The following is a 23,757-nucleotide window of genomic DNA, read 5'->3' as shown; positions in this document are numbered from 1 at the left end:
GTAAAGCCTAGCCCGCCGGCCCCCGCCCGCGCCCACCAAACAGCACGAAACCAGGCACGTGACCACCCACAACAAAGGAGTACCGGTGAAGCGTTCAATAACGGTTGTCGCAGCAGCGGCAGCAATCGCGGTCGTAGGTCTGTCTGGGTGCTCGAACGACAAGAAGTCGGAAACCACCCCCGCGTCCTCCTCGAGCGCCTCAAGTGGAACCAGTGCGTCGGTGAACGTCAGCGGTACCGCGGCAAACACGAAAGTCACCATCGACGGTCAAGACCAGAACGTCACCGGCACGACCGTGTGCACCACGATGGGCGGCGACGTCAACATCGCGATCGGTGGAGCGGCCACCGGCATCGCCGCGGTGCTCACCGATGCCAACCCGCCGGAGGTGAAGTCGGTCGGGCTGGGCAACGTCAACGGGGTGACACTGGCCTACACCGCGGGTACCGGTCAGGGCGATGCCAAGGCGACCAAGGACGGCAACGAATACAAGATCAGCGGCACCGCGACGGGGATCGATACCGCCAACCCGATGCAGCCGGTGAACAAGCCGTTCGAAATCGACGTAACCTGTTCCTAACCCGGTTCGTCGTGTTGTAAGCCCCTTGCGTCCATCGGGCCGTGTTCAATGATGGACACGTACCGTCCAGCTAGGGGCACCATGTCAACGCCGGCGCTCAGCCTGTCACGGCAGATGCTGCGGCGTCGGCCGGTGAACGGTGGACCGACCCCCGCCGGGGGCACTAACCACCTGCGACGCAGGCTCGGCGGCTTTCGGCTCACCATGTTCGGCGTCGGCTCGACCGTCGGAACAGGGATCTTCTTTGTCTTCCCGGTGGCGGTACCCCAAGCCGGCCCGGCAGTGGTCGTTTCGTTCCTCATCGCCGGGGCCGCAGCGGGTCTGGCCGCGATGTGCTACGCGGAGTTGGCTTCAGCGGTGCCGATTTCGGGTTCGGCATACTCATACTCCTATGCCACCCTCGGTGAATTCATGGCCGTGGTCGTCGGGGCATGCCTGCTGCTCGAATACGGGGTGTCCACCGCCGCGGTGTCAGTGGGGTGGAGTCAGTACCTGAGCAAACTGTCGCTCAATACCTTCGGATTCTCGGTACCGCAAGCTATTTCATCGGGGCCATGGGATTCCGACGGTGGTTTCGTCAATCTGCCTGCCATCGTCTTGGTGACGATGTGTGCGGCGCTGCTGATCGGCGGCACCAGCGAATCGGCCAAGGTCAATGCCGTGATGGTGGTGATCAAGCTCGGCGTGCTGCTGATGTTCGCGGTGATCGCGTCAACGGCGTTTCGAGCGGACCACTTCACCGACTTCGCCCCGTTCGGATTCTCCGGAATCAGCTGGGCAGCGGGCACCATCTTCTTCTCCTACGTCGGCCTTGACGCGGTATCGACCGCCGGGGAGGAGGCCAAAGACCCGCAGCACACGATCCCGCGGGCGATCATCGCGGCACTGCTGATCGTGACCGGTGTCTACGTGATTGTCGCGGTGGCCGCGATGGGCAGCCAGCCTTGGCAGGACTTCGAGGGGCAAAGCGCGGGCCTGGCCGTGATCGTGGACCACATCACCGGAAACCGCTTCGGCAGCACCGTCTTGGCCGCGGGCGCGGTGATCTCGATCTTCTCTGTCACGTTGGTCACGATGTACTGCCAGACCCGCATCCTTCTCGCGATGGGTCGCGATGGCCTGCTGCCGGCGACGTTCGCCAAGGTCAACCCGCGCACCCGGACACCGGCAACCAACACCATGATCGTCGCGGTCGTGGCGGCCGCCCTCGCCGGTCTGGTACCGCTTCAGCGTCTGGCCGAAACGGTCTCCATCGGCGCCTTGAGCGCGTTCGTCGTCGTGTCCGTGGCGGTGGTTGTGCTCCGGGTCCGGGAACCGGATCTGCCCCGCGGATTCAAGGTGCCCGGCTATCCGATCACGCCGGTCTTGTCGGTGGTGGTTTGCGGATGGATCATGTGCAGCCTGCACCGGTACACCTGGATCGTGTTCACCGGCTGGCTGGCAATCGCGTTGGTCTTCTACCTGGTGTGGGGTCGGCGTCACAGCGCACTCAACGGTGGTTAGAACGCACGCACCCCGACGCCGTGGGCTTACGTGAGGTCATAGCTGACCCGCCGGCCCAACGAAAGCTGCTGGACGACCGTCACTGAAACCAGTACGGCGAACAGCACCAGTGCCATCACCGCGGCCCGGCCGATCGCAGCCGCCCCGAACGCCTCGTCATAGATGCGGTGGGCGATCAGGTCGGTGCGGCCACCGGGCCCGCCGCCGGTCAGCGCGTACACGGTGTCGAACACCTGGGCCGCGCTGACCACGCCGGTGACCAGTACGAAGAACATGGTGGGCCGCAGCATCGGCAGCGTTACCCGCCAGAACCGCTGCCACCCGTTCGCCCCGTCGATGCGCGCCGCCGACAGCACCTGGGTGGGGATGGCCAGGATCCCGGCCAGGAAGAACAGCGCCACGTAGCCGACGTTGGTCCACACCACCACCGCCGAGGTCACCGGCAGTGCCAGCCCAGGGTCGGTCAGCCATTCGATGCGATGCCCCAGCACCGTGCTCACCGCGCCGTCGGTGGGGCTCAGAATCCAGCGCCACAGCACCGCGATGGCCAGGGGTGCGCAGATCCACGGCAGCACATACACGGTGCGAAACACGGCGCTGCCGGGCAACCCGCGGGCCAGCAGGACCGCCACGCCCAGCCCGAGTGCGGTTTGCAGCGGGACGACGAGGGCGACGAAAAGCACGGTCACCACAAGGGAATTGCCGAACACCGGATCGGTGAGCACCGATCGCCAGTTCTCCGCGCCGACATAACTGATCGGCCCCAGCAGGTCCCAGCGGTGCAGACTCAGCCACACCACAACCAGCATCGGCAGCAGCAGGAATGCCACCACGCCGAACAGGCTGGGAGCGAGCAGCGCGTAACCCAGCATTGGGCTCGTCGGGACGCCCCGGCGATCGCGTGGACTCAAAAGCGGGCCTTCATCCGCTCAAGCACCCCCGGCACGTGATCGAAGGTGAAACATTCTCCTGCCAAGGATCGCACGGTTCCCCGGTAGGTTCCGGCGAGTTGCCAATAGTCGATTCCGGTGGCAACCAGATTGGCCTTGACCGCTTTGCGGCCGGTCGGAGTGAACGTCACATCGAGGCGACGGTCACGGTCGCGGACCTGTGCGCTCGACAGCGGGTGCTCGGATTCGACCGCGAACTCGACGCCCGCGAGCGGCTCGACCCCACCGGGAACCCAGTTGCAGGACTCGTCATCGTCGTCGCTGAACTCCTGCCGCTCGACGAAATTGGACCCGACCACACCACCGGCCATGCGGACGGCAAACGTGCCCCACGTCCACGTCGTCGAATACGGGAACTGCGAACGATGTTCGTCGAGGATGGCGAAGTCGCGTGCCGGATCGAAGACGTAGGTGCGGTCGCCGACCGTCAGCGCCCCGTCAGCCGGGAAGGGCTGTTTGAACGTGTAGTAGTCCATCGTCGGGGTGAGCCTGGCGCTGAGGCTGAGCGGCGGTGCGGCCCCATCGGTGTAAAGCGTCAGCGCACCGGTGATCGCCGGCCCGTGCCGGTCTGCGGCACAGTCGAACCGCACCGCGATGGTGCCGGTGTCGGCGTCGAAGTCGTAGGCGAGCAGGTAGCGGCGCGTCTTGACTCGGCAGCGGCCGCCGTGCAGCAGGTCGTCTGGCAGGTCCAGGGTGGCACCCCGGAACCGAGCGCTCTTCTCCACCAGGACACCGCTGGCCTGATCGTGGACGAACAGCTCCGACGAGGCCAGGTATTTGACGTCCTGCATGATCATCGCGCCCGACATCTCGGGATGAATCAAGCCGACACCGATCCATTCCTTGAGCCGAAACTCACGCCACAGTCGCGCGACACCCCGGTGCCCGTCGACGGGATTGACGTTGCGGACTCGCCCGTCGAACCTGCCGTAGTGGCGGACACCGTCCTGAACCAGTCGCTGCGGCGCAGTCACGCCGTGATCATTATGGACACCTATTCCGAGGTCAACCTCCGGCACGTCGTTACGGTGGATGGGTGACAGCGAACCGGGGGATCGACGCCGAGTTTCTGGCCCTGCCCCGCCACGAGCTGGCCGACGCCGCGTTGTCGGCGGCCAGAACGGCCGGTGCCGAGCATGCTGACCTGCGTATCCACCGGATCGCCACCGAGGTCATCCGGCTACGCGACGGTGAGTTGGAGACCGCCGTGCTCAACCGTGAGCTCGGCTTCGCGGTGCGGGTGGTGGTCGACGGCACCTGGGGTTTCGCCTCACATGCCGAGCTGGCGCCGGGCGTCGCGGCGGACACCGCCCGGCGAGCGGTGCAGGTCGCCAAGACGCTGGCGGTGCTCAACACCGAACGTGTCGAGCTGGCGGCTGAGCCGGTGTACCGCGACGCGACATGGGTGTCGGACTATCTGATCGATCCGTTCGACGTGCCTGCCGCGGACAAGATCGACGTGCTGGAGGACTACTCGGGCCGCCTCCTATCGTCCCACGGGGTACACCATGTGTCGGCCTCGCTCACCGCGGTCAAGGAGCAGACCTTCTACGCCGACACGTCCGGCTCGGCGATCACCCAGCAGCGGGTGCGGCTCATGCCGGTCTGCGAGGCGGTCACCGTCGGCCCGCACGGCTTTGACTCGATGCGAACGCTGGCGCCGCCGACCGCGCGCGGTTGGGAAGCGGTCGCCGGCGACCAGATCTGGGACTGGTCGAGCGAGCTGAGCGAGCTTCCGGTGCTGCTCGCGGAGAAGGTCAAGTCGCCCAGCGTTGCCGCCGGACCAACCGACTTGGTGATCGACCCGACCAACCTGTGGCTGACCATCCACGAATCTATCGGGCACGCGACCGAATACGACCGGGCCATCGGTTATGAGGCGGCGTACGCCGGGACGTCGTTCGCCACCCCGGACAAGCTCGGCACGTTGCAATACGGCTCACCGGTGATGAACGTGACCGCTGACCGCACGGTGCCTTATGGGTTGGCCAGCATCGGTTATGACGACGAAGGCGTGGCGGCCCAGAGCTGGGATCTGGTGCGCGACGGGCGTTTCGTGGGGTATCAGCTGGACCGGGTGTTCGCGCCCAGGTTGGGGCAGTCACGTTCCAACGGGTGCTCGTACGCCGACTCGCCGCACCATGTCCCGATCCAGCGGATGGCCAACGTGTCCCTGCAGCCCGGTACCGAGGACCTGTCTACCGCAGATCTGATCGGTCGGGTGGCTAACGGCATCTACATCGTCGGGGACCGCTCATGGTCGATTGACATGCAGCGCTACAACTTCCAGTTCACCGGGCAACGGTTCTTCCGTATTCGCGACGGCCGCCTCGACGGGCAACTGCGCGACGTGGCCTATCAGGCGACCACCACCGATTTCTGGAATGCGATGGAAGCTGTCGGCGGCGCCTCGACGTGGCGGCTGGGCGGGGCGTTCAACTGCGGCAAGGCGCAGCCCGGTCAGGTCGCCGCGGTCAGCCACGGCTGCCCGTCAGCACTGTTCCGGGGGATCAACGTGCTCAACACACGCAGCGAGGGGGGCCGGGAATGATCGGGCCGCAAGACGTCATCGACACCGCGCTGGCGGCGGCCAAGAGTGGTAACACCGAGACCATCGTGCTGGTCACCGACCGGACTGAGGCGTCGCTGCGCTGGGCCGGTAACTCGATGACCACCAATGGGGTGTCGAGCAGCCGGACCACCACGGTCATCTCGATCGTTTCCGACGACGAGGGAGCGCGGGTCGGCTCGCTGAGCTCGGCGGAGGTGGATCCGGCGCTGATTCCCGAGCTGGTGACGGCCTCGGCGGAGGCCGCTGCGGGCGCACCGGAGGCTCGCGACGCCGCGGACCTGCTGGGCGGCACGGCCGCGCCGGACGACTGGGACGCCGCGGTCCCGCAGACCGGCGCGGAGGCCTTCGCCGAGCTGGCCGGCTCGCTGAGTCGAGGTTTTCGGGGCGCCGACCAGCTTTATGGTTTCGCCCGCCACGAGGTGGCGACAACGTTTCTGGCGTCCTCGACCGGGTTGCGGCGACGTTTCACCCAACCCACCGGAACGGTGGAGATCAACGCCAAACGCGCCGGCGCCAGCGCCTGGGCTGGCGTCAGCACCCCGGATTTCGTCGACGTGCCAACGGATTCCCTGCTGGAACAGCTCTCGACGCGATTGGGCTGGGCTGCGCGCAGCGTCGAATTGCCGGCCGGACGCTACGAGACACTGATGCCGCCTTCCACTGTCGCCGACATGATGATCTACCTCGGTTGGACGATGGGTGGCCGCGGCGCCCAGGAAGGCCGAACCGCGCTGTCGGCACCCGGCGGTGGCACCCGGGTGGGGGAGCGGCTGTCCGAACTACCCCTGACCTTGTATTCCGATCCACACGCCTTCGGGCTCGAGTGCGCGCCGTTCGTGGCGACCGGCACTTCATCGGAGACCGTGTCGGTGTTCGACAACGGTTTGGACATCGGCTGCGTGGACTGGATCCGCGGTGGGGTGATCAACGCGCTGGCCTACCCGCGCGCCGCGGCCGCCGAGTTCGGCGTCCCGGTCGCCCTGGCCGCCGACAACCTGTTGATGACGGGCGGTTCGGCCAGCATGGACGAGATGATCGCCTCGACCGAGCGCGGGCTGCTGCTGACCACGCTATGGTACATCCGCGAGGTGGATCCGACCACGCTGCTGCTGACCGGACTGACCCGCGACGGCGTCTATCTGGTCGAGGACGGCGCGGTGACCGCGGCGGTGAACAACTTTCGGTTCAACGAGAGCCCATTGGACCTGCTGCGCCGCGCCACCCAGGCCGGCATCGCCGAGCCGACGCTGCCCCGGGAATGGGGCGACTGGGCGACCCGGGCGTCGATGCCGTCATTGCGGATCCCCGACTTCCACATGTCGTCGGTGAGTCAGGCGCAGTGACGGCGGCCGCGATCAACTGAGTTCGTCGAACCGGCTCAGCGCGGCGTCGAGATCGTCCCCGTCGAACAGTTCAGAACGGTTGACCCGGCGGCCGTCGACAGTCATGACGACGATATCGCGCCACTCGGCGGCGAAACCGTCTTGTGAGATCCCTTGCGCCACATGGGTGACGACGGCGCCGATCTGGCTGAGTCGATGCACAGCCGCGATGTGGATGGTGGTGTCCGGCGAATCGGCCCAGGCGGCCTCCAGGTAGGCGATCATGTCGCCGGACTCGAAGCCCGCTCCCCGTCGGTGGTCGATGCTGATCCAGTCCGGCGTGGTTGGAAAGACCTCGCGCCGGTTGAAACCGGCATACGCGTCGGTGACGAGCGACCACGTCTGCGCGTAACCGGCCGCTTCGCCGGCGAGGTAACGGGCGTCGAGCTCGGCGAGGGCAGCGTCGATGTCGTCGAGATCGAATGTGACCGTGTGCTGCATAAGACCGGTGGTGTCGACTTCCACGAGATGCAATATCTCGACGAGGACGGTTCGATCGGGATCACCGGCGTCGCGATAACAGTCGCGGGTCAGCGAGAGCCGAGATCCCCGGACTGCGATCGGTTCGACCTCCAACCGCCAGGTGCTCGGGACCGTCTGCAGCGTGGCGTCGATGACTTTCCGCCGCTCGGGGCCGTCGAGGACCGAGCGCAGGCCTTTCCGCCGATCCTCGTAGCGGCCGTCGTCGTCGGCAAGCGCGAAGATCGCTTCCGCGTCACGGCGGTCGAATGCCTCGGCAATGCGTACGCAGGTTCGGGTCGCTGCGTTCTCCAGCGTCGGACTCGACCGGCTCAGCTCGTCGAATTTGGCGAGCGCGGCGTCCAGGTCGGCCTCGTCGAATACTTCGCAGCGGCTGATCATTTCGCCCTCAACCGTGAGCAGAACGACTTCGCGCCATTCGGCCTCGAACCCCTCGTGTGAGGTACCGCGCACCACGTGGGTGACGACCGCGCCCAGGGGGCTCAGCCGATGCACGGCCTGGCTGTACCCCCCGACGTCAGGCGCTAGATCCCATGTCGCGCGCATATACGCCGTCAATTCACCGGGTGCGAACGCCCGCGCGCGACGGTGATCGATGTTCACCCAGTCGAGATCGGGAAAGTCGTGTCGGTTGAATGCTGCATAGCCGGCCGCTATGACCGACCACGCGCGTGCGCAGGCGCTCGCCTCGCCGGCCAGGTAACGGGCGTCCAGTTCGGCGATGGCGGCGTCGAAGTCATCGCAGTCGAACGTAACGCTCGCCACCAGCCGCCCCTCCTCATCGATCTCACCGACATCGAGTTGTTCACCGCCGAAAGCCCCGGGTCCTTGATCTCGGAACGAATAGCCGCTGCGGGTCAGCACGAGTCGCTCGCCCCGGGTCGCGATGACGGTGGTGTTGAGGTCTGAGATGCCGAGATTCGCGACAACGCGCAGATTCTCGACTGCTGCATCTCGACCGTGTCGAATCCCTGCATTCACCACGCTTCGGTGATCGACGTAGTGGTAATCCTCGGCCAATACGGTCGCCAGGGCGTCCCATTGGTGGGCCGCGAAGTGCGTCAGGACGCGTTCCGACACCTGGCTTGCCGCGTTCTGCAGCCGCTGCGGCTGCGGGTGCAGTTCGTCCAAGCGCGCAAGAGCCGCGTCGAGATCTGCCTCGTCGAACATCTCGCAGTGGCTGATGAGATCGCCGTCGATCGTGAGGGTATCGACAACGCGCCACTCGGCGTCCAGCCCGTCCTGCGAACTCCCTTTGGCTACGTGGGTGATCACCGCGCCGCGGTCGGTCAGCCGATGCACGGCTTCGACGTAAATGGTGTTGTGTGCCGTGTCTTTCAGCGCGACGCTGAGGTATGCCATCAGGTCTGCGGACCCGACCGCCGCCAGCGTACGGCGGTCTACGTCGGTGAAGCCGGGCGCGGTCGGAGGCATTTCGCGTCTACTCATCGCACCGAAAGCCGCCGTTATCACCGACCACGCGTGTGCGCAGGCGGCGGCTTCGCCGGCGAGATAGCGCGCGTCGAGTTCGGCCAGGGCGTCAGCGAAGTCGTCAACCTCGAAGATGACACCGGCCGCGAGCCGTCCGTCGGTGTCGATCTCGACGAGGCTGAGTATCTCGCCGTGAAACGCGTCGGGCCGGGGATCGTGCTCCGACAGTCGGTCAAGGCAGAGGGCGAGACGCTCGCCGCGGGTGGCCACGACTGTGGACATCATGTTCGTATCAAGCTCGGCGAGCACCCGCATGTCGGCGATTGCGACATCTCGCCCGCGTCGGACCCCGGCGCCCACCACGCCCCGCCGGTCATCGGTGCAGATATCGTCGGCCGCGATAGCTGTCATGGCGGCCCAATCACGCGCCGCGAACCTTTCCCGCCAGTGTTTGGCCACCGCGCCTGCCAAGTTTCCCAGCGGCAGTCGAGGACGTGCCTTCTCGGGCTCCGCCTGCCGCGCCTCGAGTTCGGCGATCGCCACGTGGCTGTCGTCGCGGTCGCACCCCCGTTCGTCCAACATCTCGCGCGCCTTGGCGGCAAGCGCCTCGGCGCCTTTCCGCTCGTAGAGTCCCGTCGCTCGCTCCGCGGCGGCCCGCGCTCCCGCACCGTCGCCGGCGGCATTCAACACCGTCGCCAGGGCCAGACAGGCATCGCCGTGGTCGACCAAGGCGTCGGTGCGTTCAGCCAGGGCGACCGCGGACTCGGCCGTCCGCCGGGCGGCGGCATGATCCCCGCGTCGCGTCAACAGCAGCGCCCGAAGCGTGCGCCAGGCGATCGACGCCTTCAGCGCGTGGCCGGCGAGACGCTCACTCTCGGTGCACAACTCCTCGGCCTCGACGTCTCGGCCGAGAGCCAGGCAGGTACGGCCCAACAGGGCAGCGGTCTCGGCGGTGTCGGCGTCCAGTCCCATGCGGCGAAAGCCCTGATAGGCCTGACGAAGATGTGGCTCGGCGTCACCGGGCTCGTCGACGACCAGCTCAATGATTCCGGCGAACTGCTCAACCTCGAGCAGGGCATGGCGCAGGCCGATTTCGGTCACCGTGCGCCGCGCCGAGTCGATCATTCGTCGGGCGGTGGCGGCCCGGCCGCGGAAGGCCTCCAACACGGCTTGGCATCGCGTCGACGTCACCTCGACCGCAGGGGAGTCCGTCGTGATGCGCAACAGTCGCACCACGTCAAGACAACGCCCGCCGGCGCGCGGAACCGGGTTCGGGCCCCACAGGGCCGCCAGGGGCGCTCCCGCCAGCACCGCGTTCACGCGACGGTGTTCACGGGCGTGCCGAGCTGCGGTCAGCGCGCTGTCGAGGGCGATCTCGCAGTCGCCGATTCGTCCAAGGCGCGCAAGGCATCCGGCCCGTACAGTGTGGGCCTTTGCTTGGCCTTCGGCATCGCCCAACCTGGCCAGCGCGTCGGCGGCCACGCTCAGCGCAGCCTCGATCTCGTCCAATCGTTCCGGATGCACCAGCATCGACAGCTGGCCGTCAAAACATGTCGCCCACGCCGCCAGGCGAGCCGAATCGACTGTCGCTGCCTGCAATTGCGAGAACGCATGGGTGGCCGATGCCACCTCTCCCGCGGCGAGCAGCGCCTCGCAGCGCGCGATCAGCAGATCGGCGGTCTGATCGGCGCGATCGGGCAACTCGTCGTCGATCTCCTCCAGTGCGTGCAGCGCCTGGTCGTACAGATCGGCGGCGCCTTCGTAGGCCAGGCGAGACATCGCCTGATCCGCGGCTCGTCGGCAATACTCGACGGCCTTGGCCGCGTTTCCCGCCCACGCACATTCGAAGTAGTGATACGCCAGTTCCGCCAGCAGCTCCTCGTCTGCGCCGGGCATGGACTCCAGTGTGATGGCGATACGTTGGTGCAGTCGCATGCGCCGCACCGAGGCCAGCTCGGCGATCAGCGCCTGCCGGACGAGGGCGTGGTTGAACCGGTACCGCCCGCCGGACTCTTCGATGACGATGCCGGCCTTGCAGGCCTCGTCGAAAGCGTCGACGAGGTCTTCTTCGACCACCCGCTCCACGAGGTCCACCGCGAAGCGGCTGCCCACCACGGCGGCGGCGGCAAGGGCCTTGTTGGTCTCCGCCGGAAGCCGCGAAAGCCTGCGGCTCACGGCTTCACGAACCCCCTGCGGCAAGGTGTTGGGATCCCAGACCCCGCCACTTTCGTCCACATGCCGCAGTGCCTGGATCAAAAAGAACGGGTTCCCGCCGGTGACCGAGGCCAGCGCCCGGGCCAGCTGTTCATCGTCGTACCCGGCATCGACGACATAGGCGCTCACATCGTCGGCACCAAGGCCGCTCAGCGCAAGGCGGTCTGCGGTGCCGTCCCGGTGAAGATCGGCGAGCATCGCCGCCAGAGGATGGGATCGATCGAGGTCGGTGTTGCGGTAGGTCGCGACGATCTGCACTCGGGTGTGATCACCGAAGCGCAGCAGATGGCGCAACAGCAACAGCGTCGGCTTGGCCGCCCAGTGCAGATCGTCGAGTATCAGCACGATGGACGCACTGGCAGAGGCGAGTTCCAAAAGCGCGACCACGGAGTCGAAAAGCGCATAACGCTCGGTGTCGGGGTCGGCGCGGGGCGGCGCGGACAGATCGGGGAGTACCTCGGTCAGACCAGGAATCAACGGAAGTAGTGCTTCAACGCCCCGCAATCCCCGCAGTCTGTGTCCGCCGATGCAGGGGACGAGCGAACGCAGTGCTTCGGCGAACGGCTGATAGGGCGCACCGAGGTCCTCGTCGGATCGGCCGTACAGCACGACGGCGCCTTGCTTGAAGGCCTGTTGCGCCCACTCGCCGGACAGGCGTGTCTTGCCCACGCCGGGTTCACCGGCAATCAGCATGGCGTGAATGCCACCCGCGAGCGCGGCCTGCCATGCGGAGGCGAGTCGCTCCAGTTCCAGGCCGCGCCCCACGAACCGACCGGGACCGGTCAGTACCGCGGGAAGCTCGGGACGCTCCAGAGGCGCGTCGACGGTCTCCTCGACTCGCTCGGCGGTCTGGAGGCGAAGCTCGAATACGTGCTCCGGGCGCGGCAGGTTACGCAGCGCACGCATCCCGAGGTCGGCGAGGCCGACGTCGTCGGGCAGGGTGTCGATGACGAGCTCGGCCGTCGCGCCGGAGCACAGAATCTGGCCCCCGGCGGCCAGCGACCGCAGACGGGCGGCACGGTTGACCGCGCGACCGAAATAGTCACCGTCGCGCAGCTCTACCTCGCCGGTGTGCAGGGCGATCCTGATCCGCATGGGTTCACGCAAAGCCCACGGCTCGTGCAGGATTGCGTCTTGGAGTTCGATAGCCGCGGCGGCCGCCGCTGAGGGCCGGTCGAAGACCGAGAAGGTGGCATCGCCTTCGCCACGGGTTTTGATGAGCCGGCCGCCGCGGGAGGTGACCACCTGCTCGACGAGTTCGTCGTGGCGCGCGAGCGCTGTCGCCATGGCGTCGGCATCGGCTTCCCACGCGGCGGTCGAGCCCTCGATATCGGTGAGCAGAAATGTCACCGCGCGGGTCACCGACCGAAGCTGCTGGGCTGCGGGGTGGTCGAGTGCGGCGTCTTGGGCAACGATCGCGGCGGCCAGCCGTCGAAGCTCCGGCCCGGGATCGACCCCCAAATCGTCGGCGAGCAGCGACCGGGCTCGCTGATACGCGCCCAGCGCGTCACCCTGCCGGCCGGCGCGGTAGAGCGCCAGCATCAGCTGGGCCCATCGCCGCTCGCGCAACGGTGCGTCTGCCACCGCGGCTTCCAGCTCGCCGACGATCTCGGCGGCCCGGCCCGTCGCCAGCAACGCGTCGGCACGGTCCTCGACCAGGGCAGCGTGGCCCTCGAGCCAGCGCGTCCTTTCCGAGATGCCTCGGCGGGAATCGGGCAGTTCCGGAGTTCCGCGCCACAGGCCCAGCGCCTCTTCGAAGCGGACCACCGCTTGACCGGTATCGCCGGCTACCGCGGCGTCTCGTCCGGCCTTGATGGCCCGCTTGTAGCGCGGGGCATCCACCTCGGTGGTGTTGAGGATCCAGCCCGTGCCCTCGGTGAGGACGAAGCCATCGCCCAACGCCCGGCGCAACGAGGAGATGTGCGTCTGCAGCGCCTTGGCCGCGGTACGCGGCGGCGCATCACCCCAGAGCAGATCGATCAGCGTTTCGGCTGACACGACCGCACCACCGTGCAGACCGAGCAGCGTGAGGATCGCACGCGGTTTGGCGCCCGGGATTGCGACCGGGGCGCCGTCCCGCCGGGCTTGAAGAGGTCCCAAAACCCCCAGCTCCACGGCTTGAATGGTAGTCACGTGGCAATCGTCGGGGGGTTGATTCAACAGCTGGTCAAGGTTGGGTAAAGACGCGGTCCGCGGCCGTCGTGGCGCCGTCGGGCGTGCCGTGGCCCCCCGAAGAACGCGATGGGGCCGTCGCTAAAATTCGGGACTTATGAGCGCACGTGTGGAGCAGCTGGAGTTTCAGGCTGAGGCTCGGCAGCTGCTGGATTTGATGGTCCACTCGGTCTACTCCAACAAGGACGCGTTCCTGCGGGAGCTGATCTCCAACGCCTCCGACGCCCTGGACAAGCTGCGACTCGAGTCGTTCCGGAACAAGGACCTCGAGGCAGACACCTCCGACCTGCACATCGAGATCGAGGTCGACACCGCGGCGCGCACCCTGACGGTACGCGACAACGGCATCGGCATGTCGCGCGATGAGGTGGTGGACCTGATCGGCACCCTGGCCCGCTCCGGCACCGCCGAGCTGCGCCAGCAACTGCGTGAAGCGCAGAACGCCAAGGCGTCCGAAGAGCTGATCGGCCAGTTCGGGATCGGCTTCTACTCGGTGTTCATGGTCGCCAACAAGGTCGAGATGGTCACCCACAAGGCCGGTCAGAGTGAGACCATCCGGTGGGAATCCAGTGGTGATGGCACCTACACCATCGAAACCGTCGACCCGGGCGAGCAAGCACCGCAGGGCACGTCGATCACGTTGCACCTCAAGCCCGAAGACGCCGACGATGCGCTGCACGACTACACCGCGGAGTGGACGATCCGGGGTCTGGTCAAGAAGTACTCCGACTTCATCGCCTGGCCGATCCGGATGCAGATCGAGCGGGTGACTCCGGCCACCGAAGACGGTGGAGACGAGACGGTCACCGTCGAAACCCAGACACTGAACTCGATGCAGGCGCTGTGGGCGCGCCCCAAAGATGAAGTCGCGCAAGAGGAATACAACGAGTTCTACAAGCACATCGCGCACGCCTGGGATGACCCGCTTGAGGTCATCGCGATGAAGGCCGAAGGCACGTTCGAATACCAGGCGCTGCTGTTCATCCCGTCGCACGCGCCGTTCGACCTGTTCAACCGGGACGCCCAGGTCGGCGTGCAGCTGTACGTCAAACGCGTGTTCATCATGGGCGACTGCGACCAGCTGATGCCCGAATACCTGCGCTTCGTCAAGGGTGTCGTCGACGCGGCGGACATGTCCCTCAACGTCTCGCGGGAGATCCTGCAGCAGGACCGCCAAATCAACGCGATTCGGCGGCGGCTGACCAAAAAGGTGCTGTCGACCATCAAGGAGCTGCAGTCACAGCGGCCCGATGACTACCGCACCTTCTGGACCGAGTTCGGTCGCGTCGTCAAAGAGGGGCTGCTGTCCGACTTCGACAATCAGGAGGCGCTGCTGGCGATCAGCTCGTTCGCCTCGACGCACAGCGACTCCGAGCCGACCACGCTGGCCGAGTATGTCGAGCGCATGAAAGACGGCCAGGAGCAGATCTTCTATGCCACCGGCGAGTCCCGCCAGCAGCTGCTGAAGTCACCGCACCTGGAGGCGTTCAAGGCCAAGGGTTACGAGGTGCTGCTGCTGACCGACCCGGTCGACGAGGTGTGGGTGAACACCGTCGCCGAGTACGCCGGTAAGCCGCTGCAGTCGACCGCCAAGGGGGAGGTGGATCTGGACTCCGAGGAGGACAAGGCTGCGCACGAGGCCGAGCGCGAGGAGCAGCAGAAGGACTTCGCCGACCTGATCGCGTGGCTGGAACAGACCTTGGCCGAGCAGGTCAAAGAGGTGCGGTTGTCGACCCGGCTGACCGAGTCGCCTGCGTGCCTGATCACCGACACCTTCGAGATGACGCCGGCGTTGGCCCGCATCTACCGCGCCAACGGCCAGGAGGTCCCGGTCGGCAAGCGCATCCTCGAGCTCAACCCGAGCCATCCGCTGGTCACCGGTCTGCGCCAGGCGCACGGCGAGCGGGGCGGCGAGGACGCCGACCTGGCCGAGACCGCGGAGTTGCTCTACGGTACTGCACTGTTGGCCGAGGGCGGGGCGCTTGACGATCCGGCACGTTTCGCCGAACTGCTGGCGCACCGGCTGGCCCGCACCGTCTGAGCTCGCCAGGGGCAGCCGGTGCGGCCGGCGGCTCTTGCCGGTCGCAGCTCTTTTCTACAGGTTTTCACCCCCCGCGATTGGGTGTCAGCTCCGATGGCGCAGGGCGAGCACGGCGATGAAGCTGGACTCAGGTGGAAGCAGATTTCCACCGGGCCGGAGTCATTGTCCGGAAGGCATTCCCCGTGATGGGCGGCGACGCCGTCACATGATCCGGTCCGGTGGAACCAGCGTTGGTCGATCAGCTCCATGAACTGCAAACGCGGGGGGAGCCCGGCACCGCTGGTCGCCGATAGAACGGCAACTAGAGGGGATATGCGCGGTGTTGGATTTTGGAACGTCTCCGCCCGAGATCACCTCGGCGAAAATGTATGTCGGCCCCGGCTCGGGACCACTGTTGGCCGCTGCGGCCGCTTACGATGCGCTTGCTGCGCAACTGAGTGCATTTGCGACCGGCTATCACTCGGTGATCGCGGACTTACAGGGCGACGGTTGGACTGGCAGGGCGTCTGCGGCGATGGCCGCAGCGGCAATGCCCTACGCCGAGTGGGCGGCGGTAACGGCTGTCCAGGTTGAACGGGCCGCCGGCCAGGCGCGCGCGGCGGCGGCCAGCTATGAGCAGGCGCGTGTCGCGATCGTTCCACCGGTGGTCGTGACAGCCAACCGTGCTCAGCTTGCGAGCCTGGCTGCAGCCAATATCTTCGGGCAGAACACACCGGCGATCGCGGCCACCGAGTTCGCATACGCCGAGATGTGGGCCCAAGACGCCCTGGCGATGTTCGGGTATGCGTCCTCGGCCGCGACGGCTACGAAGTTGGCGCCGTTTCAGCAGCCGCCGCAGACAACCAACCCCGTCGGCGGCGCGGCCCAGACCGCCGCGGTCGCCGGTGCCGCGGGCTCCACTGCTGCCTCGGACACGCAGAGTCTGCTCTCGCCGCTGCTCGCCGAGTTGCCGCAGCAGCTTGGCGGCCTCTCGACCGGGCAGGCCGCGGCGCTGCCCGCTCAGGCGGATCCGTGGCTGCCGCTGGATGTGATCGCTGCCCTCAACATCGTGCTGGGACCGACCTCGTTCGCCTTGCAGACAGCGCGGACCATCTCGTCGGTGGGTTCCTTCGCGCTGGCCGGTAACGCTTATCTGATCGCCCATGGTGACGCCGGCGCGGGTGAGCCAAAAGACGGCAGGCACGTCCTGGTGAACGACGATAGGCTGGCAGCGGAGTCTGAAGTCGCGGACCGTCGCGCGGTACTGGCCCACATGGGGAGCGACGTGGTCCCGGTGGGCCAGTTGTCGGTGCCCCCGGCCTGGGCCGACGCCACCCCGGTGGCAGCCGCCTCCACCGATCCGGTGTGGTTGTCCGAAGACGAGCTTGCCGGCGAACTGGCGGTGCCGGAGGGTTCGGCGGCTGAGCTGTCCGGGGCTGCTCCGGCATTGGGTATGGGCCCGATGGCCGCCATGATGGGCGGCGCGGCGGCGACGGGGCGCCAGACCGTGTCCAGCGCTCTGCGTGTGGCGCCCAGTCGATTCACCATGCCCCGCCCGTCCCTCGGCGGCTAGCTGATGTTGGTGCGCCGCGGGAGTTTCCGCGAAGCGTTTCAAGTGATCCGCTGCCGCAGCGGCAGGATCTGTGGTGTTTGACTTCGGCGCTCTGCCTCCCGAAATCAATTCGACCCGAATGTATTCCGGTCCGGGTTCGGGGCCGATGATGGCGGCTGCCGTGGCTTGGGACGCCACCGGGAGAGAACTGGACTCACTCGCCGCCGGTTACACCGAGACGATCTCGAGCCTGCAGGGCCAGGCGTGGTCGGGTCCTGCCACCCAAGCGATGGTGGCGGCAGCCACACGATACGTCGCGTGGGCTTCGGCCACGGCGGCGCAAGTCGAAGCGACGGCGGCCCAGATCCGAGCGGTGGCGGGCGCGTACGAGACTGCCTTCGCGGCGACCGTACCGCCGACCGCGGTAGCAGCCAACCGGGCCCAGTTGTTGATGCTGGTGGCCACCAATTTCTTTGGGCAGAATGTGGCGGCGATTGCTGCCACCGAGGCCGTCTACGCCGAGATGTGGGCTCAAGACGCCTCCGCTATGTATGGCTACGCCGCGGCTTCGGCGCAGGCTCACGCGCTCACACCGTTTCAGCGGCCGCCGGAGACAACCAACGCGGGCGGGCAATTCGCTCAACACGCCGCGGCGGCGCGTGCGGCAGCCGACGCTGTCACCGGGCAGCCGCAACTATCGGTACTTAAGCCGCTGACTGGCGTGCTGGAGTCCCCCCAACTCCTGGCCGCTACCTCCACACAGCCAGCGCACGCGGGTCTTGCGGCGGCCTCGTCGCCACAGACGTGGCCGATAGTCGCCGAGCTTGCGGTGCTGGGACCCACGTTGGGGGTGCTCGGGGTCGCTCAACAAGTGGTGTTCACCACCGGGTCGCAGGGCATCTTCGCTGTGGCGATTCTGAATGCGCAGGCAAAAGCGGCCGCAGGAACCGCGTTGCCCAACCCGGCCGTTCCCGACGGTCCGCCCGGATCGCCGCAGTTCCCCAACGCGGTGCTGGCGAGCACCGGCCGATCGGCACCGGTGGGGAAGTTGACGGTGCCGCAGCGCTGGTTCACAGCGGTTCAGATGATCGACTCCGCCGATCCCGCCGGCGGTGCATCCCGGCTGGGAGGTCTCCCTGGGTTGGCTGCGGAACCCGCCAGCCCGCTGCGAGCCACCGGAAACCACGCCCCAATGGGAATGATGGGGCCGATGGGGCGCTCGGCCGCCCGCAACCACGCAACCCCGGTGTTCCGGATGCGGGACCGCCGATTTCGGATGCCGAGGCCACCCACCGCGGGATAGCCAGCGGCGACCGGTGAGCCGGCGTACCGCCCTCAGGGCACCAGCACCACCTTTCCGACGTTTTCCCGCGCGGCCAGAATGCGGTGGGCCTCTGGTGCGTCCGCGAATGGCACCGCCGCATGCACCACCGGGGCCGCGGTCCCGTCTGCCAGCGCCTCGGAGAGCGGGGCGATCCAGGGTCCGAGCGTGCCGCGGTCGTCCCACAGTCGCAGCATGTTCAGGCCGATAACGGTCTTGGACTGCTCCATCTGCGTGATCAGGCTGAAGCCGCGCAGCATGGCCAGCGCCTGCGGCGCCGCCCGCAGCAGCGACCGCTTCTCGCCCTGCTGCAATGACGAAAGACCGTAGGCGACAAGGCGTCCGCCGGGACGCAACAACGTCAGCGAGCGCCGCAGCGAGGTGCCGCCGAGCCCGTCGAGCACGATGTCATACGGCGGCAGACCGTCCCACCAGCCTTTGCGGCGGTAGTCGATCGCGCGGTCGATGCCCAGGGCATCGAGTTGGGCGTGCTTGCCCGGTGACGCGGTGCCGTGCACGACGGCACCGGCGGCCTTTGCCAACTGGATCGCCGCGATGCCGACGCCGCCGGCCGCGGCGTGCACCAACACCCGCTCGCCGGCCTGCAGCGACCCGTAGCCGTGCAGTGCCGCCCAGGCCGTCGCGTAGTTCACCGGTATGGCTGCGCCCTCCTCGAAGCTCATCGCCGGCGGCAGGGTGACCGTGTCGTCGGCGTTGGCGTTGACGATCTCGGCGTAGCCGCCGAACCGGGTGCCGGCCAACACTCGCTCACCGATGCGGGCCGGGTCGACACCGTCACCGACGGCCTCGATGGTCCCCGCGACCTCGTAACCGACCACGGCGGGCAGCTTCGGCGCATCGGGATACAGCCCGACCCGGGCGAGGTGATCGGCGAAGTTCACCCCCGCGGCTCGCACCCCGATCCGTACCTGTCCGCTGGCGGGCGGCGGCGGGTCGGGCCGGTCCTGCACCTGCAGCACTGACGGAGGACCGGTTTTGGTGATGACGACGACGCGCATGGGTTTCACCCTATGTGGGCGGCATAAACTCAGCGAGATGGAGATACTCGGTGAGCTGAACCGATTGGTGGCGTGCTCGGGTGGCCGGCTGGGCGCCCTGGTCCGCCAGGTGTGCGGGCGGACGCTGGGCCTGTCGCCGCTGCCGGCCGAGGTGAGCGCCGAGGCGTCCGATGCCGATCCGGCGGTGACCGAATTCGCCGAACAGTTCTGTGTGGACGTCTCCATGATCTCCGATGCCCAGCGGGATCGGCTGCGGGAGGCGCTGGGGGACAAGGCCTTCGACGCCGTCGTGCAGATGTACATCGGTGACTTCGTGCCCCGGGTGCGTGCCGGGCTGGACGCCGTCGGCGTCGAGGTGTCATGGCCGGACGTGATCGTCTGGGATAACTCAGGCCACCCGGCCGACGCGTTGTTCAACGGGTTCATGCCCGCCGTCGCCCGATTGCGGTCCTTGGATCCGGTGACCTCTGAGGTGGTGCGGCTGCGTGGAGCGGCCCAGCACAACTGCCGGCTGTGCAAGTCGCTGCGAGAGACGACCGCCCTGAATGCCGGCGGATCCGAGTCGCTCTATGACGACATCGAACGTTTCGAGCAGTCCCGGCTACTCAGCGAGGCGCAGAAGGTGGCGCTGCGCTACGTCGACGCGCTGGTCTGGACACCGGCGCATATCGACGCAGAGGTGGCCGCCGGGGTGCGCCGGCACTTCACCGATGAGCAGGCCGTCGAGCTGACGTTGGATGTGATGCGCAACGCCGGCAACAAGATTGCGGTGTCACTGGCCGCCGACGCACCGCGGGTTGCCGACGGCACCGAGCGCTATCTGCTGGACGCAGACGGCCAGACCGTGTTCGGCTGAGTTCAGGCGGAGTGCTGCGCCAAGAAGGCCAGGATGGCGTCGGCGAAGATGTCGTTGCGATCTCCGGCGACCATGTGACCGGCCCCGGCAACGTCGACGAACTCCACCTGCGGGAACCGGGCTAGGAACTCCTCGGCGTTGGCGGCGCTGACCAGGTCGCTGAGCTGGCCGCGGACGAGCAGCATCGGCACGCCGCCGTCGAGAATGGTCTGCACCGCGGCGTTGAGCCGCTCGACATCGTGGATCTCCATCGGTCCCTGGTGCTCGGGGCCGCTGATGAACTGCGGGTCCCAGTGCCAGTACCAGCGGTCGCCGCGCCGGCGCAGGTTGGTAGTGAGCCCATTGAGGTCGGCGGGGCGGGGCCGGTGCGGATTGTAGGCGGCGATCGCGTCGGCGACCTCGTCGAGAGAGTCGAAGCCGGACTCCATGTTCTCGGCCATGAACGCCTGTACGCGCTGCGCGCCTGAGGCGTCCATGTTGGGCACGATGTCGACCAGGACCACCGCACTGGCCGCGCCCGGCGCCAGTTCGCCGCCGAGCAGCATCGCGGTGCATCCGCCCAGCGAGGCGCCGACCAGCACCGGGTCCGGCGGCAGGGTGCGCAGCACCTGGTGAACGTCGGCGGCGAAGCTGACCAACCGGTAGTCGCCCTCGCGTGCCCAATCCGACTCGCCGTGGCCGCGCAGGTCGACGGTGACCGCCTGCCAGCCGCGCTCGGCCACCGCCGCGGCCGCCCGCCCCCAGGATCGGCGGGTCTGACCGCCGCCGTGCAGGAACACCACGGCGCGCGCGTCGGGGTCACCGTGCCGGTCGGCGATGATCCGGACGTCGCCGGGCGCGTGGGTGACGAAGGTTTCCGCGGTCATCCTGGGATAGTAAGCCGACCTTGCTAACGGTCGGTCACTTGCCCGACGAAACCTATGGTGACCTGCGGGTTCGGGGGACTACGATGGCGGCGTCGGCAAACTCGGGAGGGCGCCATGCCCCGTTATCTCGCCCTGGCCTACGGGGCACTCAACTATCTCGGTTTCATCGCTGTCTTCCTGTATCTGGTTGGCTTTCTCGGGAACTTCGTCGTGCCGCGCAGCGTCGACCACGGCCCGCCCGCGCCGCTCGGGTGGGCGGTTGTCATCGATGTCGCGCTGGTGGCCCTGTTCGCGGTGCAGCACAGCGTGATGGCGCGCCCGGCATTCAAGCGGTGGTTGACCCGATTGGTGCCCGAGAGCATCGAACGCAGCACCTATGTTCTAGCGTCGAATCTGGTTCTGGTCCTGCTGTATTGGCAGTGGCGGCCGATCCCGACAACCGTCTGGAATCTGACGATGCCCGCGGAGCGCACGGTGCTGTGGGGACTGTTCTGGATCGGCTGGGCGATAGCCCTGGCGTCGACATTCATGATCAGTCACGTGGACCTGTTCGGACTGCGCCAGGTCTACCTCGCATGGCGGGAACGGCCATACTCCCATGTCGGTTTTCACGCCCGCGCGCTGTACCGGGTGGTGCGCCACCCGCTGATGGTGGGGTTCGTGATCGCGTTCTGGGCCACGCCCACCATGACTGCCGGTCACCTGTTGTTCGCGGTCGCGGCCACGTGCTTCATCCTGGTCGCGGTGCAGCTGGAGGAGCGAGACCTGGTGGCCGCGCTCGGCGAGGAATACCGGCAGTATCGCCGCCAGGTGCCGATGCTGGTGCCCGGTGGGTTCAGGCGAACGGGTGCAGCGCGAATCGGCCCCAGGCCAGGAACGCGAACATCGCGATGAAGATGACGTCGCCGGCCATGGCGATCCACTCGCTGCGGCGGAACCTGGTGGTGGCCGCGCCCGCCATGAACAGCATCAGACCGGTGGCGGCCAGGGGCGCCAGCAGTGGTGCCACTCCGACAGCTGCCGGCAGGATCAGGCCGATCGCGCCGAGCAGCTTGATCGTTCCGATCGCCTTGAGGTGGCCGTCGGCGAAGTCGTCGACCCAGTGCTGATTCGCGCCCAATGCGCGGTACCGCGCCCGGGGCAGCAGTAGCAGGGTGGCGCCGCCGATGGCATACGCGGCGGCGGCGACGCAGGCGATGATCCACAGCGTGGTGTTGATGGCGCGCTCCTTTGTGTTCGTGGTTACCTCGGTCGGGTGCGGTTCGTCATTACCTATGACGGACCGACACCTCGAGAGGTAACCGATGACGACCGAGACGCAGCTGGCACAGGCCTTCGATCAGCAGCGTCATCGCCTGCGGGCGTTGGCGTATCGAGTGCTGGGCTCGGGGGCGGACGCCGAAGATGCGGTCCAGGAGGCCTGGCTGCGGTTGGCTCGCCAGGACGTCGATGCGATCGACAACCTGTCGGGGTGGTTGACGACGGTGATCGGCCGGATCTGCATCGACACCCTGCGGTCGCGTGCGGCGCGGCCCGAAGCCTCGATCGATCAGGAGTTTCCCGACCTCGTCGTGACCGATGACCGCGACACTCCCGAAGATGCGGCGGTGCTGTCGGATTCAGTCGGATTGGCGCTGCTGGTGGTGCTGGGGTCGCTGCGCCCCGACGAACGGCTGGCGTTCGTGCTGCACGACATGTTCGCGGTGCCGTTCGCCGAGATCGGCCCGATCGTGGGGAGATCGGCTGATGCCGCGAAGATGTTGGCCAGCCGGGCTCGCCGCAAGGTCCAGGACGTCCCGACGCCGGCAGGGGATCGGCGTGCGCAGCGCCAGGTCGTGGATGCGTTTCTGGCGGCCGCGCAAGGAGGGGACTTCGAGGCGCTGCTGCGGGTGCTCGACCCCGAGGTCAGCTGGCGTCGGCACACGGTGCGCGGGGTGAGCGTGACCACTGGGGCCAGTGCGGTGGTGGAGGCCGTCCGTCGAGGTCAGGGGGCGCGCTTCACCGCGCGTCGTGTCCTGGTCAACGGCGAACCCGGGATTTTGGGCTGGGGGCCGACGGGCCGGCCGCTGGCCTTGATGGCGTGCACGGTGCGAGATGGTCGGCTGGTGGGCATCGTGTCGATCGCGGACCCGGTCCGCTTGGCCGGCATGGATCTGCCCCGTCCTTCCGAAGAGCCGGACAGCGGCACTTAGCCAGCGTTCCCCGCTTGCTGATGAGGAAGGCCCCGCTGTTGCGGAGCCTTCCCCATCGGTTGCGTGCGGTCGGTTGCCCACGTTGCGGACACGCCTGTGCCGCTTGCTGGTTGGTCAGTGATCAGTGCTCGTCGTAGTGGTCACCGTGCGCGGCGTGACGGTGACCATCGTGCAGGTAGTCCACGTGGTCGCCGTGCTGGATTGCCTCGTGCCCGCAGTCGGCGCCGTGGGTGTGTTCGCTGTGGGAGTGGGTCTGATGCGCTGTCGTGTTCATGGCGGCGACGCTACCGTAATCATGCATATATTGCAATAATACTATGATTAAGGAGGTCGATCGGCCGGATGTCACGTCGGCCGGCGGTGCTGATCCTGTGGCCGGGACGCAACGCCAATCGGCAGGAGGCGTCCGCGATCAGCGGGACAGGCAGGGGAGACGAAGTCGTCGACGGATACATCGTCACGGCGTGGATCGGGGGCCACGGTGCATGGAGACGCCGCTGGTGCGGCATGGCACGATGGTTCCCGCGCACATGCGTATCAGGGGCGGTAGCTCAGTTGGTTAGAGCCGTGGACTCATAATCCATTGGTCGCGGGTTCGAGCCCCGCCCGCCCTACTTCAGAGGTGTATGGCTTCGGGCGTCGGTTGA

The 23,757-nt window shown here is 67.3% G+C and carries 17 protein-coding genes and 1 tRNA gene; 11 read left to right on the top strand and 7 right to left on the bottom strand.

The annotated features are described in order from the left end of the window. Positions 1-85 precede the first annotated feature (85 nt). On the top strand, positions 86-580 hold the full coding sequence (locus tag N416_RS0102975; protein ID WP_024440646.1) for a lipoprotein LpqH: 495 nt from the start codon (positions 86-88) through the stop codon (positions 578-580). A gap of 81 nt (positions 581-661) precedes the next feature. Continuing rightward, on the top strand, positions 662-2,083 hold the full coding sequence (locus N416_RS0102970; protein WP_024440645.1) for an APC family permease: 1,422 nt from the start codon (positions 662-664) through the stop codon (positions 2,081-2,083). A gap of 26 nt (positions 2,084-2,109) precedes the next feature. Here the strand turns inward: N416_RS0102970 and N416_RS0102965 are convergent, their stop codons facing one another. Both N416_RS0102965 and N416_RS0102960 read right to left on the bottom strand, forming a co-directional pair. Beyond that, positions 2,110-2,955, bottom strand: coding sequence for a carbohydrate ABC transporter permease (locus N416_RS0102965; protein ID WP_024440644.1), 846 nt, complete (start codon positions 2,953-2,955; stop codon positions 2,110-2,112). Positions 2,956-2,990: 35 nt separating this feature from the next. Beyond that, positions 2,991-4,007: a DUF2804 family protein gene (locus tag N416_RS0102960; RefSeq protein WP_024440643.1), complete on the bottom strand. Its 1,017-nt coding sequence runs from the start codon at positions 4,005-4,007 to the stop codon at positions 2,991-2,993. Between the two features lie 62 nt (positions 4,008-4,069). On the opposite strand from N416_RS0102960, the gene N416_RS0102955 reads away from it, so the two are divergent. Beyond that, the gene (locus N416_RS0102955; protein ID WP_024440642.1) at positions 4,070-5,584 is read left to right on the top strand and encodes a TldD/PmbA family protein; all 1,515 of its coding nucleotides are present in this window, start codon (positions 4,070-4,072) and stop codon (positions 5,582-5,584) included. Then, complete coding sequence (locus tag N416_RS0102950) at positions 5,581-6,948, top strand: metallopeptidase TldD-related protein (protein ID WP_024440641.1); 1,368 nt, start codon at positions 5,581-5,583, stop codon at positions 6,946-6,948. The genes N416_RS0102955 and N416_RS0102950 overlap by 4 nt, the downstream gene beginning before the upstream one ends. Before the next feature lie 12 nt (positions 6,949-6,960). On the opposite strand, the gene N416_RS21245 is transcribed toward N416_RS0102950, so the two are convergent. Beyond that, entirely contained in the window at positions 6,961-13,227 is a 6,267-nt protein-coding gene (locus N416_RS21245; protein WP_081654434.1) for a BTAD domain-containing putative transcriptional regulator, read from the bottom strand. 154 nt (positions 13,228-13,381) lie between these two features. Between N416_RS21245 and htpG the strand changes: the two genes are divergently transcribed. The 3 genes from htpG to N416_RS24210 all read left to right on the top strand — a co-directional run bounded on the left by htpG (position 13,382) and on the right by N416_RS24210 (position 18,159). Beyond that, entirely contained in the window at positions 13,382-15,325 is a 1,944-nt protein-coding gene (gene htpG / locus N416_RS0102940) for a molecular chaperone HtpG (protein WP_024440640.1), read from the top strand. Between the two features lie 319 nt (positions 15,326-15,644). Continuing rightward, positions 15,645-16,877 (top strand): PPE family protein, encoded by a 1,233-nt coding sequence (locus N416_RS0102935; RefSeq protein ID WP_036457052.1) that lies wholly within the window; start codon positions 15,645-15,647, stop codon positions 16,875-16,877. Positions 16,878-17,025: 148 nt separating this feature from the next. Further along, positions 17,026-18,159 (top strand): PPE family protein, encoded by a 1,134-nt coding sequence (locus tag N416_RS24210; RefSeq protein WP_369797562.1) that lies wholly within the window; start codon positions 17,026-17,028, stop codon positions 18,157-18,159. A 32-nt stretch (positions 18,160-18,191) separates the two neighbouring features. On the opposite strand, the gene N416_RS0102925 is transcribed toward N416_RS24210, so the two are convergent. Continuing rightward, positions 18,192-19,196, bottom strand: a complete 1,005-nt coding sequence (locus tag N416_RS0102925; RefSeq protein ID WP_024440637.1) for a zinc-binding dehydrogenase — start codon at positions 19,194-19,196, stop codon at positions 18,192-18,194. A 37-nt stretch (positions 19,197-19,233) separates the two neighbouring features. Between N416_RS0102925 and N416_RS0102920 the strand changes: the two genes are divergently transcribed. Beyond that, positions 19,234-20,052, top strand: a complete 819-nt coding sequence (locus N416_RS0102920; protein ID WP_024440636.1) for a carboxymuconolactone decarboxylase family protein — start codon at positions 19,234-19,236, stop codon at positions 20,050-20,052. A 2-nt stretch (positions 20,053-20,054) separates the two neighbouring features. Here N416_RS0102920 and N416_RS0102915 read toward each other — a convergent pair whose 3' ends face one another. Beyond that, positions 20,055-20,918 (bottom strand): alpha/beta fold hydrolase, encoded by an 864-nt coding sequence (locus N416_RS0102915; protein WP_024440635.1) that lies wholly within the window; start codon positions 20,916-20,918, stop codon positions 20,055-20,057. A gap of 114 nt (positions 20,919-21,032) precedes the next feature. On the opposite strand from N416_RS0102915, the gene mddA reads away from it, so the two are divergent. Continuing rightward, positions 21,033-21,812, top strand: a complete 780-nt coding sequence (gene mddA / locus N416_RS0102910) for a methanethiol S-methyltransferase (protein WP_024440634.1) — start codon at positions 21,033-21,035, stop codon at positions 21,810-21,812. Here mddA and N416_RS0102905 read toward each other — a convergent pair. Continuing rightward, positions 21,754-22,062: a DoxX family protein gene (locus tag N416_RS0102905; RefSeq protein ID WP_231383978.1), complete on the bottom strand. Its 309-nt coding sequence runs from the start codon at positions 22,060-22,062 to the stop codon at positions 21,754-21,756. The two genes, mddA and N416_RS0102905, sit on opposite strands and share 59 nt — an antisense overlap. Positions 22,063-22,222: 160 nt before the next feature. Between N416_RS0102905 and N416_RS0102895 the strand changes: the two genes are divergently transcribed. Then, a complete protein-coding gene (locus tag N416_RS0102895; RefSeq protein WP_024440632.1) occupies positions 22,223-23,110 on the top strand; it encodes a sigma-70 family RNA polymerase sigma factor in 888 nt (295 codons plus the stop codon). Positions 23,111-23,231: 121 nt separating this feature from the next. Here N416_RS0102895 and N416_RS21240 read toward each other — a convergent pair whose 3' ends face one another. Next, positions 23,232-23,384, bottom strand: a complete 153-nt coding sequence (locus tag N416_RS21240) for a hypothetical protein (protein ID WP_036457137.1) — start codon at positions 23,382-23,384, stop codon at positions 23,232-23,234. 266 nt (positions 23,385-23,650) lie between these two features. Here N416_RS21240 and N416_RS0102885 point away from each other — a divergent pair. Continuing rightward, positions 23,651-23,724, top strand: a tRNA-Ile gene (locus N416_RS0102885). The last annotated feature ends 33 nt before the right edge of the window (positions 23,725-23,757 follow it).

Origin of the sequence: Mycobacterium sp. UM_WGJ (assembly GCF_000455125.1) — a bacterium.
GTDB lineage: Bacteria > Actinomycetota > Actinomycetes > Mycobacteriales > Mycobacteriaceae > Mycobacterium.
This window is presented reverse-complemented; position numbering and strand designations above follow the sequence as displayed.